The 14,950-nt window shown below is 42.5% G+C and carries 18 protein-coding genes; 1 reads left to right on the top strand and 17 read right to left on the bottom strand.

Annotated features, from left to right (window positions below; translation table 11 throughout):
• Window position 1: 1 nt before the first annotated feature.
• On the bottom strand, window positions 2-733 hold the full coding sequence (gene budA, locus EII37_RS00935) for an acetolactate decarboxylase (RefSeq protein ID WP_124787285.1): 732 nt from the start codon (window positions 731-733) through the stop codon (window positions 2-4).
• 141 nt (window positions 734-874) lie between these two features.
• Between budA and EII37_RS00930 the strand changes: the two genes are divergently transcribed.
• The gene (locus tag EII37_RS00930; RefSeq protein WP_124787284.1) at window positions 875-2,146 is read left to right on the top strand and encodes a PLP-dependent aminotransferase family protein; all 1,272 of its coding nucleotides are present in this window, start codon (window positions 875-877) and stop codon (window positions 2,144-2,146) included.
• Between the two features lie 20 nt (window positions 2,147-2,166).
• Here EII37_RS00930 and EII37_RS00925 read toward each other — a convergent pair whose 3' ends face one another.
• The 16 genes from EII37_RS00925 to EII37_RS00850 all read right to left on the bottom strand — a co-directional run.
• The gene (locus tag EII37_RS00925) at window positions 2,167-2,982 is read right to left on the bottom strand and encodes an ABC transporter substrate-binding protein (RefSeq protein WP_124787283.1); all 816 of its coding nucleotides are present in this window, start codon (window positions 2,980-2,982) and stop codon (window positions 2,167-2,169) included.
• Between the two features lie 157 nt (window positions 2,983-3,139).
• On the bottom strand, window positions 3,140-3,793 hold the full coding sequence (phoU, locus tag EII37_RS00920) for a phosphate signaling complex protein PhoU (protein ID WP_000946458.1): 654 nt from the start codon (window positions 3,791-3,793) through the stop codon (window positions 3,140-3,142).
• An 11-nt stretch (window positions 3,794-3,804) separates the two neighbouring features.
• On the bottom strand, window positions 3,805-4,563 hold the full coding sequence (pstB, locus tag EII37_RS00915) for a phosphate ABC transporter ATP-binding protein PstB (RefSeq protein ID WP_124787282.1): 759 nt from the start codon (window positions 4,561-4,563) through the stop codon (window positions 3,805-3,807).
• A 12-nt stretch (window positions 4,564-4,575) separates the two neighbouring features.
• A complete protein-coding gene (gene pstB / locus EII37_RS00910) occupies window positions 4,576-5,379 on the bottom strand; it encodes a phosphate ABC transporter ATP-binding protein PstB (RefSeq protein WP_124787281.1) in 804 nt (267 codons plus the stop codon).
• A gap of 10 nt (window positions 5,380-5,389) precedes the next feature.
• Window positions 5,390-6,274 (bottom strand): phosphate ABC transporter permease PstA, encoded by an 885-nt coding sequence (gene pstA / locus EII37_RS00905; protein ID WP_000543046.1) that lies wholly within the window; start codon window positions 6,272-6,274, stop codon window positions 5,390-5,392.
• Window positions 6,264-7,181: a phosphate ABC transporter permease subunit PstC gene (gene pstC / locus EII37_RS00900; RefSeq protein ID WP_001070903.1), complete on the bottom strand. Its 918-nt coding sequence runs from the start codon at window positions 7,179-7,181 to the stop codon at window positions 6,264-6,266. Before pstC ends, pstA begins: the two co-directional genes overlap by 11 nt.
• Entirely contained in the window at window positions 7,181-8,059 is an 879-nt protein-coding gene (locus tag EII37_RS00895) for a phosphate ABC transporter substrate-binding protein PstS family protein (RefSeq protein ID WP_124787280.1), read from the bottom strand. The genes pstC and EII37_RS00895 overlap by 1 nt, the downstream gene beginning before the upstream one ends.
• 221 nt (window positions 8,060-8,280) lie before the next feature.
• Window positions 8,281-9,585, bottom strand: coding sequence for an RsmF rRNA methyltransferase first C-terminal domain-containing protein (locus EII37_RS00890; RefSeq protein WP_124787279.1), 1,305 nt, complete (start codon window positions 9,583-9,585; stop codon window positions 8,281-8,283).
• Window positions 9,586-10,359, bottom strand: a complete 774-nt coding sequence (locus tag EII37_RS00885) for an inositol monophosphatase family protein (protein ID WP_124787278.1) — start codon at window positions 10,357-10,359, stop codon at window positions 9,586-9,588.
• Window positions 10,349-10,627 (bottom strand): UPF0223 family protein, encoded by a 279-nt coding sequence (locus tag EII37_RS00880; protein WP_124787277.1) that lies wholly within the window; start codon window positions 10,625-10,627, stop codon window positions 10,349-10,351. Before EII37_RS00880 ends, EII37_RS00885 begins: the two co-directional genes overlap by 11 nt.
• Window positions 10,627-11,028 (bottom strand): Spx/MgsR family RNA polymerase-binding regulatory protein, encoded by a 402-nt coding sequence (locus EII37_RS00875; protein WP_000631259.1) that lies wholly within the window; start codon window positions 11,026-11,028, stop codon window positions 10,627-10,629. The genes EII37_RS00880 and EII37_RS00875 overlap by 1 nt, the downstream gene beginning before the upstream one ends.
• Window positions 11,029-11,236: 208 nt before the next feature.
• Window positions 11,237-11,854, bottom strand: coding sequence for a TIGR01906 family membrane protein (locus tag EII37_RS00870; protein ID WP_124787276.1), 618 nt, complete (start codon window positions 11,852-11,854; stop codon window positions 11,237-11,239).
• Window positions 11,844-12,617: a TIGR01457 family HAD-type hydrolase gene (locus EII37_RS00865; protein ID WP_124787275.1), complete on the bottom strand. Its 774-nt coding sequence runs from the start codon at window positions 12,615-12,617 to the stop codon at window positions 11,844-11,846. The genes EII37_RS00870 and EII37_RS00865 overlap by 11 nt, the downstream gene beginning before the upstream one ends.
• 10 nt (window positions 12,618-12,627) lie before the next feature.
• A complete protein-coding gene (locus tag EII37_RS00860; RefSeq protein WP_124787274.1) occupies window positions 12,628-13,365 on the bottom strand; it encodes an acyl-[acyl-carrier-protein] thioesterase in 738 nt (245 codons plus the stop codon).
• Window positions 13,366-13,369: 4 nt separating this feature from the next.
• Window positions 13,370-14,500: a radical SAM family heme chaperone HemW gene (gene hemW, locus EII37_RS00855; protein WP_124787273.1), complete on the bottom strand. Its 1,131-nt coding sequence runs from the start codon at window positions 14,498-14,500 to the stop codon at window positions 13,370-13,372.
• Window positions 14,501-14,675: 175 nt separating this feature from the next.
• On the bottom strand, window positions 14,676-14,950 hold a 275-nt coding region (locus EII37_RS00850; RefSeq protein ID WP_124787272.1), incomplete at its 5' end, for an LPXTG cell wall anchor domain-containing protein.

The raw sequence follows: 14,950 nt of genomic DNA, 5'->3' as shown, positions 1-14,950 counted from the left end.
CCTATTCTGCCTTTTCAATATCTTTTCTCATCTCTTCAACATTGAACTTAGCAAACAAGTATTGACGGTCTTGGACAGGAAAACGTTGATCCAATTGGTCAACAGCTCCCACCTCGATAATACCTCCCTTGATGACAAAGTCCATAACATGTCCACCGAAGGTCAAATCATCTGAAATGAAGTGCAGATGGTAGCCTGCCACACTGACCCCATGGAAAATTTCAGGCGTCCAGAAACCAACAATGGTCCCCGCCACATTGTCACGACTATATTCCGGTTGATGGGTTGCGACATCAGCAAACTTGGTATCTGGTGTCGACTTGGGAATCATGCGAACATGCATATGTGAAAATTCCCCACGAATCTTGATAGAGCGGAAAAGATTTTCCCCATCATAATAAGACTCGATTCGCTCTTCTAATTCCTTGTCTGTCATCTCAAACCGCTGGCGGAAAATGACCTCTGCCTGGTGCGGTACTACTGCTGCATAAGGAATAAGGGCATCTGGCGACACTTCCACAATCTCTGGCTGGTCTCCAGACCCTTTGGCCTGATAAGCCTTGCCATCTAAGATAATCAATTCTCCATCAATGGAATCCAAGGTTCCCAAACCAAGGTCACCATGCTCTAGCAATTCTCCCACTGTCATGGTACCACCATAAAGGCCGGCCATCAAGGCTCCAAGGGTATTGTATTGAAATAATTTCACTGGTTCCTGCACGTTCTTATCCATTCTCTTTCTTGTCTGTTATTATGTAAATCTTACTCCTAAGTATACCACATTTGCCCCTAGATGTGAACGAGAGAAACACTCTAGACATTGCCAAAAAGGAAAAAAAAAGGTACAATGTAACAAAATCAAGGGAGGTTTGGAATGAAGAAACAAAGCAAGTACCAAGAGGTCGTAGCTTATCTAAAAAATGGCATCGAGTCTGGACGATTTCCGACGGGAAGTCGTCTGCCTTCTATCCGTCAACTGAGCCTTGACTTTCACTGTAGCAAGGACACCATCCAGAGGGCACTGTTGGAATTACGGCACGAACAATACCTCTATGCCAAGCCTCAGAGTGGTTACTATGTCCTAGAACAAGGGCAACACCAGGATCTAGAAATCGAAGTCACTGACGAACATGCCAGTGCCTATGACGATTTCCGACTCTGTGTTAACGAAACCTTGATTGGCCGGGAAAACTACCTTTTTAACTACTATGACAACCAAGAAGGATTAGAAGACTTAAGACAATCCATTCATAAACTCCTCTTTGACCAAGCTCTCTACTGCAAGGCTGATCAACTTGTACTGACTTCTGGAACCCAACAAGCCCTTTTCATCCTTTCTCAAATATCCTTTCCTAGCCAAGCCAAGGAAATCTTGGTGGAACAACCGACCTACCATCGGATGAATCGTCTCTTGATTGCTCAGGGGCTGAATTATCAAACGATTGAACGAGGCATTGATGGGATTGACTTGGAGGAACTGGAAGTCCACTTCAAAACAGGAAAAATTAAGTTTTTCTATACCATTCCTCGTTTTCACTATCCTCTGGGGCATTCCTATTCAGAGCAGGACAAACGGGATATTCTTGACTTAGCTGCCAAATATGGAGTCTATATCGTAGAGGACGACTATCTGGGTGATTTGGACTCCAAGAAGGGCCAGACCTTCCACTATCTGGATACAGAGGAGCGCGTCATTTATATCAAGTCCTTCTCAACCAGCCTCTTTCCAGCTCTGCGGATAACAGCACTCATCCTGCCAAATGCTATCAAAGAAGCCTTTGTGGCCTACAAAAATATCCTAGACTATGACAGCAACCTCATCATGCAAAAAGCCCTGTCACTCTATATTGACAGTCAATTATTTGAGAAAAATCGGCTAGCTCGCTTATCCAATCAGGAAGCTTACCAAAAACAGATTGAGGAAAGACTAGCTAAAACACCTTGTCCCCTCCCTCATTATCCCCTACACGATGGTTTATTACTTGATCTCAGACAGTACCCTAAAATCGCCAGTCTCAAGCACAGCCAGCTGGGCTTAGACTTCTTTGAAGAGGCATACTTGGGTGCCTGTCCTTATCAATTTGTCAAGGTGTCCCTAGACAATCTGGAAAATGTTTTAGACTATTTAAAAGCAGAATTGGAATGACTTCCAACTCTGCTTTTTTCTTATTGTTCAACTTCTGTTAGGCTTGCTGCCTTTTCAAGATACTTTTGGTAGGTACCGTCATCCTTGAGTTTTTGGATAACCTTGTCCACCACTTCTTTTAAATCAACACTATTTTTTCTAAAGGCAACTGCATTGGCTTCGCCATCCTTCATCTTCAAGCTGACAGTTGCGACAGCTAGATCGGCATTTTTAGCAACATAACTAAGGGCAACAGGCTCATCCATGTGAACAGCATCTACTTTTCCAGCCTGTAACTCATTGACAGCTTCACCCATATTAGTCAGGGAAGTCAATTGCGCTTTTGGCAATTGTTCCTTGACCATTGATTCAGGAACAGTCCCTTTTTGGGCTGCAATATTAGCACTTTCAAGGCTAGTTACATCCTTGTATTTTTCTACATCAGCCTTACGAACCAAGAAACTAATCTTGTTTTCATAGTAAGGGATTGAAAAATCAAAGACTTCTTTTCTCTCATCAGTAGCGCTAATTCCTGCGACAGCTAGGTCAGCCTTACCAGTTTGAAGACTGGTTAAGACATTGTCAAAACTCATGCTTGAAATTTCCAACTTCACCCCAAGTTCATCAGCAATAGCCTGAGCCATATCAATATCTGCACCGACTACCTGATTTTTCCCGTCAACTAAGGATTGGAATTCAAAAGGTGCATAGTCAGGACTGGTCGCCACAACTAATTTCCCCTTTTGCTTAATGGCTTCAACAGCTGACTGAGAACCATTCGAACCTGACTGGCAAGCCACTAAGAAGAAACTTGCAAGAAAACTACATAAAACAAATATCCATTTTTTTGATTTCATAAATAAACAATCCTTCTGTTAATTTTGTATAATTATAACGCTATCCAAGTTGCTTGTCAAGTGTTTTTTTGAATTTTTATCTTAAAAATATTTTTTTAATTCAAAAAAGGAGCTGTCGGTTGATTTCAAGCTCCTTTTTATACAGAATAAATCTATTTTATAGTTCGACAATCTTACCTGTTTCAAAGTAAACAACCCATTCACAGATATTTTTGGCATAGTCTCCGATACGTTCCAAGAAAGCAATCACTTGGAAGTAATCACGACCTGTAACGATGGCATCTGGATTTTTCTTAATTTCTTCTGTAGCCAAGTCACGAATGCTATCAAAGTAATGGTTGATTTTTTCGTCCATGGCTGCTACTTCATAGGCCTGGTCCACTGAACCATTGAGATAGAGTTCAAGGGCTGCTTCGACGAAGTTCTTGACATCGCGACCCATTCTCTTGATTTCTTCTTCAACAGCTGGGATACGTTGCTCCCCCTTCATACGAATTGCCGCTTTAGCAATAGAAACGGCATGGTCACCCATACGTTCCAAGTCAGATACAGCTTTCAAGACGGTTAGAACGGTACGCAAGTCTTGAGAAACTGGCTGCTGGAGGGCAATCATTTCAAATGATTTCTTCTCCAATTTCACTTCGTATTCGTTTACTTCTGCATCGTCTTCGATGACTTCTTTGGCCAAATCACGGTCATGCGTGACAAAGGCACGCACTGTACGATTGATTTGAGATAGCACTTCTTGTCCCATAGCATAGAACTGGTTGTGCAATTTCTCTAAATCTTCTTCAAATTGAGAACGTAACATCATTTATCTCCTTATCCAAATTTTCCTGAAATATAATCTTCTGTTTCCTTGTGTTGTGGGGTGAGGAACATCTTCTTGGTATCGTTAAACTCGATCAGATCTCCATCTAGGAAAAATCCTGTCTTGTCAGAGATACGAGAGGCTTGTTGCATGGAACGCGTAACCAAGAGCATAGTGTATTTATCTTTTAAACCATACAAGGTTTCCTCAATCTTACCAGCCGAGATAGGATCCAAGGCTGAAGTCGGTTCATCCAAAAGAATGATTTTAGGACTGGTTGCCAAGACACGGGCAACACAGACACGTTGCTGTTGTCCACCTGAAAGCCCGATAGCTGAATCATGTAGGCGATCCTTGACCTCATCCCAGATGGAAGCTCGTTGCAAGGCTTTTTCTACTGCTTCATCCAGAACCTGCTTGTCCTTAACTCCATTGATACGAAGCCCGTAAACAACATTTTCGTAGATAGACATAGGGAAAGGGTTCGGTTGTTGGAAAACCATACCGATTTCCTTCCGCAATTCAACTGTATCTGTACGCGGACTGTAGATGTTGTGACCATTGTAAACCACCGAACCAGTTGTGGTCACCTCTGGATTAAGATCCCCCATGCGGTTGATGGCCTTGAGGAGAGTTGACTTCCCTGATCCAGATGGACCGATCAAGGCTGTAATTTCCTTAGGTTGGAAAGATAGGGAAACACTATTCAAGGCCTTCTTTTGATTGTAGTAAACGGACAGGTCTGACACCTGTAAAATCGCTTCTGTCATACTGTTTCCTTTCTATCCAAAGTGTCCTGTTACGTAGTCATTGGTTGACTGTAGTTTGGCATTTTGGAAAATATTAGACGTCTTATCATACTCAATCAAGTCACCCAAGTAGAAAAATCCTGTGTAGTCACTAGCACGCGCAGCCTGCTGCATACTGTGGGTCACGATGATGATGGTAAAGTCTTTCTTCAATTCCAACATGGTTTCTTCCAGCTGGGCTGTTGCAATCGGATCCAAGGCTGACGCCGGCTCATCCATCAAGAGAATATCTGGTTTAACCGAAATAGCACGAGCAATACAGAGACGTTGCTGCTGACCACCTGATAGGGTCAAGGCTGACTTGTGCAAATCATCTTTGACCTGATCCCAAAGGGCAGCCTGACGAAGAGAGGTTTCCACAATTTCATCCAAGACTTGCTTGCCCTTAACACCTGCACGTTCATGGGCAAAAGTGATGTTGCGATAGATAGACTTGGCAAAGGGATTTGGGCGTTGGAAGACCATTCCAATGTGCTTACGCATCTCATAGACGTTGATTTCTGGACGGTTGACATCAATCCCTTGATAGAGAATTTGACCTGTGACCTTGGCAATATCAATGGTATCATTCATACGGTTGAGGCTGCGGAGGTAGGTTGATTTCCCTGATCCAGATGGGCCAATTAAGGCTGTAATTTTATTTTTTTCAAATTGCATATCGATGCCCTTGATGGATTCTTTTTTACCGTAGTAAACATGTAAATCCTTAGTAGAGAGGGCCACTTTCTCTTCAGGAAAGGTGATGATATGCTTTTCATCCCAATTATATTTTGACATGGCTTCTCCTTTAGGCAGCGGTTAATTTCTTATGTAGGTAGCTTCCGAGTTTGCGGGCCCCAAAGTTAAAGATGAGGATAAAGATGAGGAGCACGGCTGCAGAACCTGCTGATACGATGGTGCCATCTGGAATAGTACCTTCACTGTTGACTTTCCAGATGTGGACAGCCAAGGTTTCTGCTTGACGGAAAATAGAGATTGGGCTGGTCACACTGAGAATATTCCAGTTAGACCAGTCTAAGGCTGGAGCGGATTGTCCTGCTGTATAGATAAGAGCAGCCGCCTCACCAAAGATACGACCAGAGGCCAAGACAACCCCCGTTACAATACCTGGAAGGGCTTCTGGAATGACCACATGGACCACAGTCTCCCAACGAGAAATCCCAAGGGCCAGACCAGCTTCACGCTGCGTATGGTGAACATGTTTCAAACTGTCCTCAACATTTCGAGTCATCTGAGGAAGGTTAAAGACCGTCAAGGCCAAGGCACCTGAAATAATTGAAAATCCATACTCAAACTGAACTACAAAGATCAAGTAACCAAAGAGACCTACAACCACTGATGGCAATGAAGACAAGATTTCAATACAGGTTCTGACAAAATTGGTCACAGGACCTTTTTTGGCATATTCAGCTAGGAAAATCCCAGCCCCCATAGATAAAGGAACAGAGATAATCAAGGTGATGACCAAAAGGAAGAAGGAATTATAGAGCTGAATTCCAATCCCTCCACCTGCTTGGTAGGAAGATGATTTGCCGGTCAAGAAAGACCAAGAGATGTGGGGCAAACCACGAACCAAGATATAAAGAATCAAGGATGCCAAGATGGCAACAATAATTCCTGCAATCGAGTAGAGGACAGCTGTTGCAATTTTATCTAATTTCTTAGCGTGCATAGTTTTTCTTTCCTCTTTCTTTCGTAATCAATTTAATCACACTGTTGAAGGCCAAACTCATCAAGAGTAAGACTAAAGCCAAAGACCAGAGAACGTTATTGTCAACGGTTCCCATAACGGTATTTCCGATACCCATGGTCAAGACAGAAGTCAAGGTCGCAGCAGGTGTTGTTAGTGAAGTTGGGACAACGGCTGAGTTTCCAACTACCATCTGAATAGCCAAAGCCTCACCAAAGGCACGCGCCATCCCAAAGACAACAGCGGTGAAAATCCCTGAACGCGCTGCCTTCAAGGTTACGCGCCAGATAGTTTGCCAACGAGTGGCCCCCATAGCCAAACTAGCCTCGCGGTAATGACGAGGCACCGCACGCAAGCTGTCCGTTGTCATAAAGGTTACCGTCGGTAAAATCATGACAAAGAGTACAAAAATACCTGACAAAATTCCAAAACCAGTCCCACCAAATACACTACGGACAAAGGGAACTACGACCTGCAAACCGATAAATCCATACACGACTGAAGGAATCCCGACTAGCAATTCAATTGCTGGTTGTAAGATTCTAGCACCTTTTGGTGAAACCTCCGTCATAAAGACTGCCGCACCAATGGCAAAAGGAGTTGCGATAAGGGCTGATAGGATTGTGACAATAAAGGAACCCAAAATCATAGGAAGGGCACCAAATTGTTTACCTGAAGGATTCCAAGTTTGTCCAAATAGGAAATCAAAGATATTGACTCCATTGACAAAGAAGGTCGACAAACCTTTTTGGGCTACGAAAATCAAAATCATAGCCACAATGATGACAATCAAAGACAGACAGGCAAAGGTCAAGCCTTTCCCTAGTTTCTCTAGACGAGAGTTCTTTGAGGGAGAAAGTAATTTTTTAGCTAATTCTTCTTGATTCATTAGTGACTCCCTTCTAGTGCTGTCACCGTTCCAACAGCGTCTTTTTCAACCTTCATTTCCTTGACAGAAATATAGCCCATCCCCTTAACAATTCCGCTTTGCGCTTCATCTGAGAGGACAAAGTTAAGAAATTCTGCCACTAATTCATTCGGCTGACCTAGAGTATACATGTGTTCATAAGACCACAAAGGCCAGTTATTGGTTGTAACATTTTCTGCAATCGGCTCATAGCCGTTCAATTTCATGCGTTTAACTGAGTCATCCACATAGGCAAAAGCTAGGTAAGAAATGGCTCCTGGTGTCTGGGAAACAATGTTTTTGACCATCCCATTTGAATCCTGTTCTTGACTCTGAATGGCAGATTGGCCATCCATAACAACACTATCAAAGGTTGCACGCGAACCAGAACTTGCCGCGCGGTTGATAATGGAAATGGCTAGATCTTTTCCACCGACTTCTTTCCAGTTGGTTACTTGACCTGTGAAGATGCTACGGAGTTGTTCAGTTGTCAGATTTTCAACATCAACTTCCTTGTTCACAATCACCGCCAAGCCCGCTACGGCTACCTTATGATCCACTAGAGCGGATGCGTTGATACCGTCTTTTTCCTCAGCAAATACGTCTGAATTTCCTACATCAACAGCTCCAGACTGAACCTGAGACAGACCTGTACCAGATCCTCCACCTTGGACGTTGACTGTTTTTCCAACGTGCATAGAGCCAAATTCATCTGCTGCTGCTTCGACCAAAGGCTGAAGAGCCGTTGAACCAACAGCTGTCATGGATTCCCCACGATCAATCCAGCTAGCACATCCCGCCAAAGAACCTGCCAGCAAAAGAGCTGCAAGAGATAAAGCGAGTTTTTTCCTTTTTTTCACTGTTTTTCTCCTTGAAAATAATGGTGAATGCTGTGAATTTTTTCAACTATTTATTTATGTTTTTCTTTTTTAAAATTGGGAGCCAACCGAAGTTGCTAGCTTAGTTTTACTAGAAATTTGCTCAATTACCTTTTCCACCAATTTTGACTTAAAATGAAAGACAATTTGAAAAAAATCCATACTTCCACTATAACATAGACAAGCTACTTTGACTAGCATTTTCACTTGAATCTGAGTCCTTTTGGAAAATAATTTTTCAAAACATTTCCCGTCACCTTAGCAAAGCCCAACCCATTGCCTTGAACCAAAACTTGGTACCAACCATTTGGCAGACTTTCTGCCAGCTGAACAGTTTCTCCAGCCACATACTTTACAAACTCTTCTTGGTCAATTTCAACCGACTGCTTGACCTGACTCGGTTTCAAGGCTAGACCAAGAGCAAAACTAGGCTCAAAGCGTTTCTTCTTAAAGGTACCCAGATGCAGTCCATTACGAGCAATCTTGAGCTTCCCTAAATCTGGCAAAAATTCTGGCAGGAGATAGAGTTGGTCACCAAAAGTCTGCAAGATTCCCCTTAGATTGATTTTCAGGTGTTTTTGGGCAAATTCCTGCCACAAAGTAACTTGTTCGCGGCTGAGATTGCTCTTACTTGCCTTAAATTTAGGAGCTGGATTGTCACCTCTAAATTGTAAATGAGCTACAAACTGCCCCTCTCCCTTAAACTGATGAGGGTACATCCGAGCTGTTTCTGGCAGGTCAATACCAGCTACCATTCCATTGATATGTTCAACTGGCAGCAAATCAAAATCATACTCTTCCAGTAGCCAATTGACAATCTCTTCGTTTTCCTCGGGGGCCCAGGTACAAGTTGAATAAACCAGACGACCACCTTGAGCTAACATGGTCACGGCATCTGCTAGAATTTCTCTTTGCAAGCTAGCACATTGACTCGGATAATCTAAGCTCCAATAGTCCATAGCATCTGGTTGCTTACGAAACATCCCTTCACCAGAGCAAGGAGCATCAAGGACAATGAGGTCAAAATAGCCTTTAAAAACCTTGGCCAAGCGGTCAGCAGATTCATTGGTCACCACGACATTTGTCGCTCCAAAGCGCTCCATGTTTTCTACTAAAATCTTAGCCCGTTTGCTTGAAATTTCATTGGAAACAAGGAGACCCTCCCCTGCTAGATAGGCTGCCAGCTGAGTTGATTTGCCACCCGGTGCAGCAGCCAAATCCAAGACTTTCATACCAGGACTGGGCTGGGCTACCTGAGCAACCATCTGAGCAGCAGGTTCTTGCGAATAAACTAAACCAGTAGCATGCTCAGGCGATTTCCCAGACACCTTCCCGTAGTGGCCCCAAGGAGTTTGAGGAATGGCATCAGAAAAGGAAACTGGCGCTTCTTTTAAAGGATTGATCCGAAAAGCCGAAACCGCTTCCTCCTCAAAAGAGGCAAGAAAATCTCTTGCCTCATCTCCTAGTATCTCTTCATATTTTTCAACAAATCCTTCTGGAAATTGCATTTAAGTTCTTTTCCTTTCGTAAATATAGGACTGAATTTCCTCCTGCATCTCAAGAGGTAGCATCATGACCGGCTGTCTGGTTTGAAAATTAGGAGTTTCACCAGAAAGGGTCACCACCCGATAGCCCAGACTTTCCCCTAAAATATTAGCGGCAGCATAATCCCATGGTTGCAGATAAGTGACATAGGTCAATAAATGCCCTGACAAAATCTTGGCAAAACTAATGGCCGCACTCCCATAGACACGAACACCGAGGACCGCTCGACTCAAATCAGCCAAGCCCCATTCATTGGTTTCCAGCATGCCACTATTCCCTGCAATAAGGAAATCTCCAAGTGGTTTTGGTTTAAAAGGAGCTAGAGGCTTATCATTTAGACAAACTGGAAAGGCTCCGCCACCGTGGTAACAATCCCCTTTGACCACATCATAAATGAGACCAAACTGACCTTGACCATTCTCAAAATAAGCCATCATAACAGCAAAATCTTCCTGCTGGGCTACAAAGTTATTGGTCCCATCAATGGGATCAATAACCCAAACCCTGCCCTCTTGAACCGAGGCTCGCAGACAACCTTCTTCAGCACAAATCTTATCCTCAGGATAACGGGATAAAATCTCACCAACCAAGAGTTCCTGAACTTCCTTGTCCAGTCTGGTCACCAAATCTGTTGGAGAGGACTTGGTCTCAACACACAAGTCTTCCTGCATGTGGTCAAGGATGCACTGGCCCGCTCTCTTAATAAGCTCTTTAGCAAATTCAAATTTACTTTCCAAGAGAAATCTTCCCTTCCCCTTTTTCCTTGGCAGTCTGAACTGCTCGATAAAGCGAATAGCCACTAACTGTTTCAAATTCTCGGCCCAAACGTTTTTCTTCGCTCTTGCTTGGCACGACCGCTTTGAATTCCTTATAGGATTCCAGTAACTTTTTAGCCTCTACCTTGCCCTCATAGGCAGCTTCAACATCATTAAAAAAAGAAAGCACTGAAGCAAGTTCTTCAGTGCTCCACGACAAATCTAGTGGGTAACTATACTGTTTGTTCATTAACTAATACCAGCTCTCATTCTTGCTTCTTTTAGTTCTTGCTTACGATAACTACGAGGGAGAAAAGCACGAATCTCATCTTCATTAAAACCGATTTGCATGCGTTTAGCATCGATAATAATTGGACGACGCAAAAGACTAGGATACTGCTCAATCAAATGAAGCAATTCCGATACCGAAATACTCTCTACATCAATATTCAATTTTTGAAAAATTTTTGAACGAGTTGAAATGATGTCATCAGTACCATTTTCGGTCAAGGAAAGGATGTGTTGCAATTCTTTTCTTGTTAAAGGACTGGTCATAATATTGTGTTCCACAAAGGGAACCTTATGTTTTTCTAACCAGGCCTTAGCCTTACGACATGATGTACAGCTCGGTGATAGAAATAGTGTAATCATGCTTTTCTCTTCTTATCTATACTTTGCTATTTCTATTATACACAAAAATAAAGCGCTTGACTAGCGATTTTTTAAAAAAAGCCTATTTTTCAAGAAAAATAGACTGTTTGCGAACGATTGATATATTCTGGATTTAGTTAATTCACTCTTAACGATGGTTTTAAATTATATGATTTTTTATATATACAAATTAAAAACGTCTTTCGTTTTACTTCCTACGACTTTTCAGGTACAGAAAACCAAAGAAGCTTTCATAGAGGGTGAAAAAGAGGAGGAAGGCATGAAGGAAGAAGGTCTCTGGCAAAATCAGAATCACTGGATCCTTAGCTGGGTCAAAAAGCCAGGTATCATCTCCCACAAAGAGAATTTGATGGAAAAGAGTAAAGAATTGGTCAAAACCAATCAAAACTCCCCCAAGACCAATCAATACAGGCAAGACAACTAAAGCCAGAAAATTTTTACGATAGAGAGACAAGAATCCCTTTTTCACAATTCCTTTGATAAAGAAATAGAAACTTGGCAGTGTCACTAAGGCTACTAGCTGAACCAAGTGAAAGAGGTTTTTGACCACCGCAAAATGGTGTAGCCCAGCTGCTGACGAACGAAAATCAGGCATCTGCAAGACCTGACTAAAAGGGTTGGTCAGGTAATTCATCAAGATATGAAAGTTGTACTGAATGGTTTCCGGTTTTAGATAGACTCGATTTGTTAAGTTCAACCACTGAATTTCCATAGGATAAAAGATCCAAGCCAGATAGATAGTCAGAAGGATTGAGAGGGAGAGGAGAAAGAACATAGAGCTCCAAAAGATCAATTTAGTTTTCATCAAAGTTCCACTCCGCAAGGCTAGAAACTACATGAGTCGGTGCGATTGGCAGGTCTGCTACTTCTTCTGCCTTGGTAAAACCTGTCGTCACCAAGAGCGTTGGAATGCTATTGTCAATTCCTGCTCGAATATCAGTCAAGTAATTATCCCCAACCATGATTAACTCTTCACGTTCCAAACCTAAGTGCTCAACCGCCTTGTCCATAATAATAGCATTTGGTTTCCCGATATAAACAGGCTTCACTCGTGTTGCTACTTCAAGAAGCGTAATCAGTGAACCAGCACCTGGCAAAAGACCCCGTTCTGTCGGGATATTGAGGTCAGGATTGGTTCCGATAAAGTGAGCTCCCTTTTGAATCGCAAGAGTTGCTGTCGCAAATTTTTCATAGTCGACTTGCCAGTCCAGGCCTACTACTACATAGGCAGGATTCTCCTTGTCTTCGACATAGCCCGCCGCCTTAATGGCATCTTTGAGTCCTGCTTCTCCGATGACATAGACGGTCTTTTCAAGCCCCAAATCATTCATATAATCGATAGTCGCCAAAGTTGCTGTGTAAACAGTCGATAGAGCTGTATCGATATTAAAATTCTGAGCCAACATCTGCTGAACACTCTCAGGAGTGCGGGTTGTATTGTTGGTCACAAAAAGATAAGGAATGTCCCGCTTTTTCAATTCATGGACAAAAGCCTCTCCTGCTGGAATTCGATCCTTCCCCTTATAAATGGTTCCGTCTAAATCAATTAAATAGCCTTTATATTTCATCTATTTCTTCCTAATCCTTTTTTATTTCTTGCCAAGTGATGATAGCTTGGGCATTGGTAGCCCCGTCGCTTGTGATCTCATGCTTGCTTTCCAGTCCAGTCCGTTCAACAGCCGATGTAATCACCCCACCTGGTCGAACTTCCTTGACATACTTGAGATTGATTTTCTTGGGAATATATTGGGTCAAAAAATCCGCTCCCATGACCTCAAAAATCCAATCCAGATACTTACTGTTATTGACATGACCATTCATATCCAAGTCGTAAAAACGAACATGGTAATCCTTGCTGACTGGCTCGTTCAAGGACTCATACTTTGGTCCACGGATGAGCTTTTTATCAAAATCAGACTGGTAAGGAGCCACAATCTCAGGTTCGACAGCATGGACTTTTCGACTATCTCGGTCCATGAGAACAAAGGTCGCCATCATGTGAATGAGCTCCTGCCCCGCTTCATCATAAATGGTAAAGCGACGGTAGCAAAAAAGTCGATTATAGCTCAGGGCTTCCGTTTCGATAGTGATTTCCTCTGCAAAACGAGGCAAACGAACCACCTCAATATCATAATCTGTGATAATCCAGACCAGATTATGCTCTTCCAAAATAGTCTTATCACTAACCCCCAACTCAATAGACTGCATCCCTGAAACTTGCAGGGATAGCAAAATCACATCTGGAAGCTTGATATGACCGTTCATATCAGCCATATCAAAAGGAATTTTCATATTCATTTGATAAGTTAAGCCCATCATCCTACTCCAAAATAAATCGTTCTGCTACAGTGTCTCCTAAAAAGAGACCTCTTTTTGTCATGCGCACGCGATCACCGTCTATTTGCATGAGACCTTGTTGAACCAAATCTCTGACAATTTCTCCATAAAGTCCATCGAAGGACCGTCCAAATTTTTCCTCAAATCGCGCCATGGAGACTCCTGATTTCTTGCGGAGGCCCAAGAACATTTCTTCTTCCATCTGCTCCTTTTGACTCAAGTGCTCTTCTGTGATGCGAGCATTACCTTCCTCAACAGCACTGAGATAATGACGAATCGGACCATGATTTTTATAGCGGACACCATTGACATAACCAGATGCCCCAGCACCGATGCCATAGTATTCAGCGTTGTCCCAGTACATGAGATTGTGGCGACTTTCAAAACCAGGCTTGGAGAAATTAGAAATCTCATAATGCTCAAAACCAACTCGCTCAAGCTCTACGATGATATACTCAAACATCTCAGCTTCCAGTTCCTCCTTAGGCAGAGGCAATTTCCCTCGTCGCATTCGGTTCATAAAGACCGTATGATTTTCTAAAATCAAGCTATACAGACTCATATGGGGAATATCCAGCCCAATGGCCTTAGCCACATTGTCCTTGACCTGCTCCATGGTCTGACCTGGCAGTGCATAAATCAAATCGATGGAGATATTGTCAAAACCAGCCAGTTTTAGACGGTCGATATTTTCATAAATATCCTTCTCCAAATGACTGCGCCCAATCTTTTTCAACATCTTGTCATCAAAGGTCTGCACACCTAGAGAGACACGATTGACAGCCGAGTTCTTCAAAACGGCTATCTTATCCGCATCCAAGTCACCTGGATTGGCTTCAATGGTCAACTCTTCTAAGGCAGACAAGTCCAAGTTTTTAGTCAAGCCATCCAATAAAACCTCCAGTTGAGAAGCTGACAAAGCTGTCGGTGTGCCACCACCGATATAGAGGGTTCTCAACTTTTGAATATCATAAGATTGAAACTCTTCTAACAGATGTTCCAAATAACTATCTACCGGCTGATTCTTGATAAAAACTTTTGAAAAGTCACAATAATAACAAATCTGGGTACAAAACGGGATGTGCACATAGGCTGACGTTGGTTTTTTCTGCATAGTAATTATTATACCACAAAAGCGAACAATACTTAGAATTCCGTTTAACAAAATTCTAGCATTGTTCGCTTTTTTTATCTAATCATTCTTTGTAGTTTATGGATAAAGCAACTCTCAGAATCAATCTAGTTTGTTGTTAAAATACAAAAGGATGAATGTTCATTTGACTAAATTTTTAGTCTTCTTTTTTCTTTCCAAGAGCAAGTCCGAGACCACCTAGCATACCAAGAAGTCCTAGAGATGCAAGAGTCGCATTTGATTCTGTTCCTGTATTTGGCAATACATTTTGAGAATCATTTGATTTAGCTCCATTATCATTAGTATTCTTAGTATCTACCTGATCTGCATTCGGAGTTAGAGTTTCTGGTGTTACCTTAGCTGGAGTTTCTACTGGAACTTCCACAGCTGGTTTACCTGGTTCAGTAATCTTACCTGTACCTGGAACTTTAC

This window comes from Streptococcus sp. OH4692_COT-348 (assembly GCF_003859975.1).
GTDB lineage: Bacteria > Bacillota > Bacilli > Lactobacillales > Streptococcaceae > Streptococcus.
Note: the sequence above shows the minus strand (reverse complement) of the source record. Positions and strands in the feature narration are given on the sequence as shown.

Excerpts from the sequence above, each read along its gene's own strand:
- EII37_RS00870 (WP_124787276.1), bottom strand. The coding sequence starts at position 11,854 with ATGAAAACTAAATTGATCTTTTGGAGCTCTATGTTCTTTCTCCTCTCC.
- budA (WP_124787285.1), bottom strand. The coding sequence starts at position 733 with ATGGATAAGAACGTGCAGGAACCAGTGAAATTATTTCAATACAATACC.
- EII37_RS00880 (WP_124787277.1), bottom strand. The coding sequence starts at position 10,627 with ATGAACAAACAGTATAGTTACCCACTAGATTTGTCGTGGAGCACTGAA.
- pstA (WP_000543046.1), bottom strand. The coding sequence starts at position 6,274 with ATGCACGCTAAGAAATTAGATAAAATTGCAACAGCTGTCCTCTACTCG.
- phoU (WP_000946458.1), bottom strand. The coding sequence starts at position 3,793 with ATGTTACGTTCTCAATTTGAAGAAGATTTAGAGAAATTGCACAACCAG.
- pstB (WP_124787281.1), bottom strand. The coding sequence starts at position 5,379 with ATGTCAAAATATAATTGGGATGAAAAGCATATCATCACCTTTCCTGAA.
- pstC (WP_001070903.1), bottom strand. The coding sequence starts at position 7,181 with ATGAATCAAGAAGAATTAGCTAAAAAATTACTTTCTCCCTCAAAGAAC.
- EII37_RS00890 (WP_124787279.1), bottom strand. The coding sequence starts at position 9,585 with ATGCAATTTCCAGAAGGATTTGTTGAAAAATATGAAGAGATACTAGGA.
- pstB (WP_124787282.1), bottom strand. The coding sequence starts at position 4,563 with ATGACAGAAGCGATTTTACAGGTGTCAGACCTGTCCGTTTACTACAAT.
- EII37_RS00925 (WP_124787283.1), bottom strand. The coding sequence starts at position 2,982 with ATGAAATCAAAAAAATGGATATTTGTTTTATGTAGTTTTCTTGCAAGT.
- EII37_RS00865 (WP_124787275.1), bottom strand. The coding sequence starts at position 12,617 with ATGAAATATAAAGGCTATTTAATTGATTTAGACGGAACCATTTATAAG.
- hemW (WP_124787273.1), bottom strand. The coding sequence starts at position 14,500 with ATGCAGAAAAAACCAACGTCAGCCTATGTGCACATCCCGTTTTGTACC.
- EII37_RS00875 (WP_000631259.1), bottom strand. The coding sequence starts at position 11,028 with ATGATTACACTATTTCTATCACCGAGCTGTACATCATGTCGTAAGGCT.
- EII37_RS00860 (WP_124787274.1), bottom strand. The coding sequence starts at position 13,365 with ATGGGCTTAACTTATCAAATGAATATGAAAATTCCTTTTGATATGGCT.
- EII37_RS00930 (WP_124787284.1), top strand. The coding sequence starts at position 875 with ATGAAGAAACAAAGCAAGTACCAAGAGGTCGTAGCTTATCTAAAAAAT.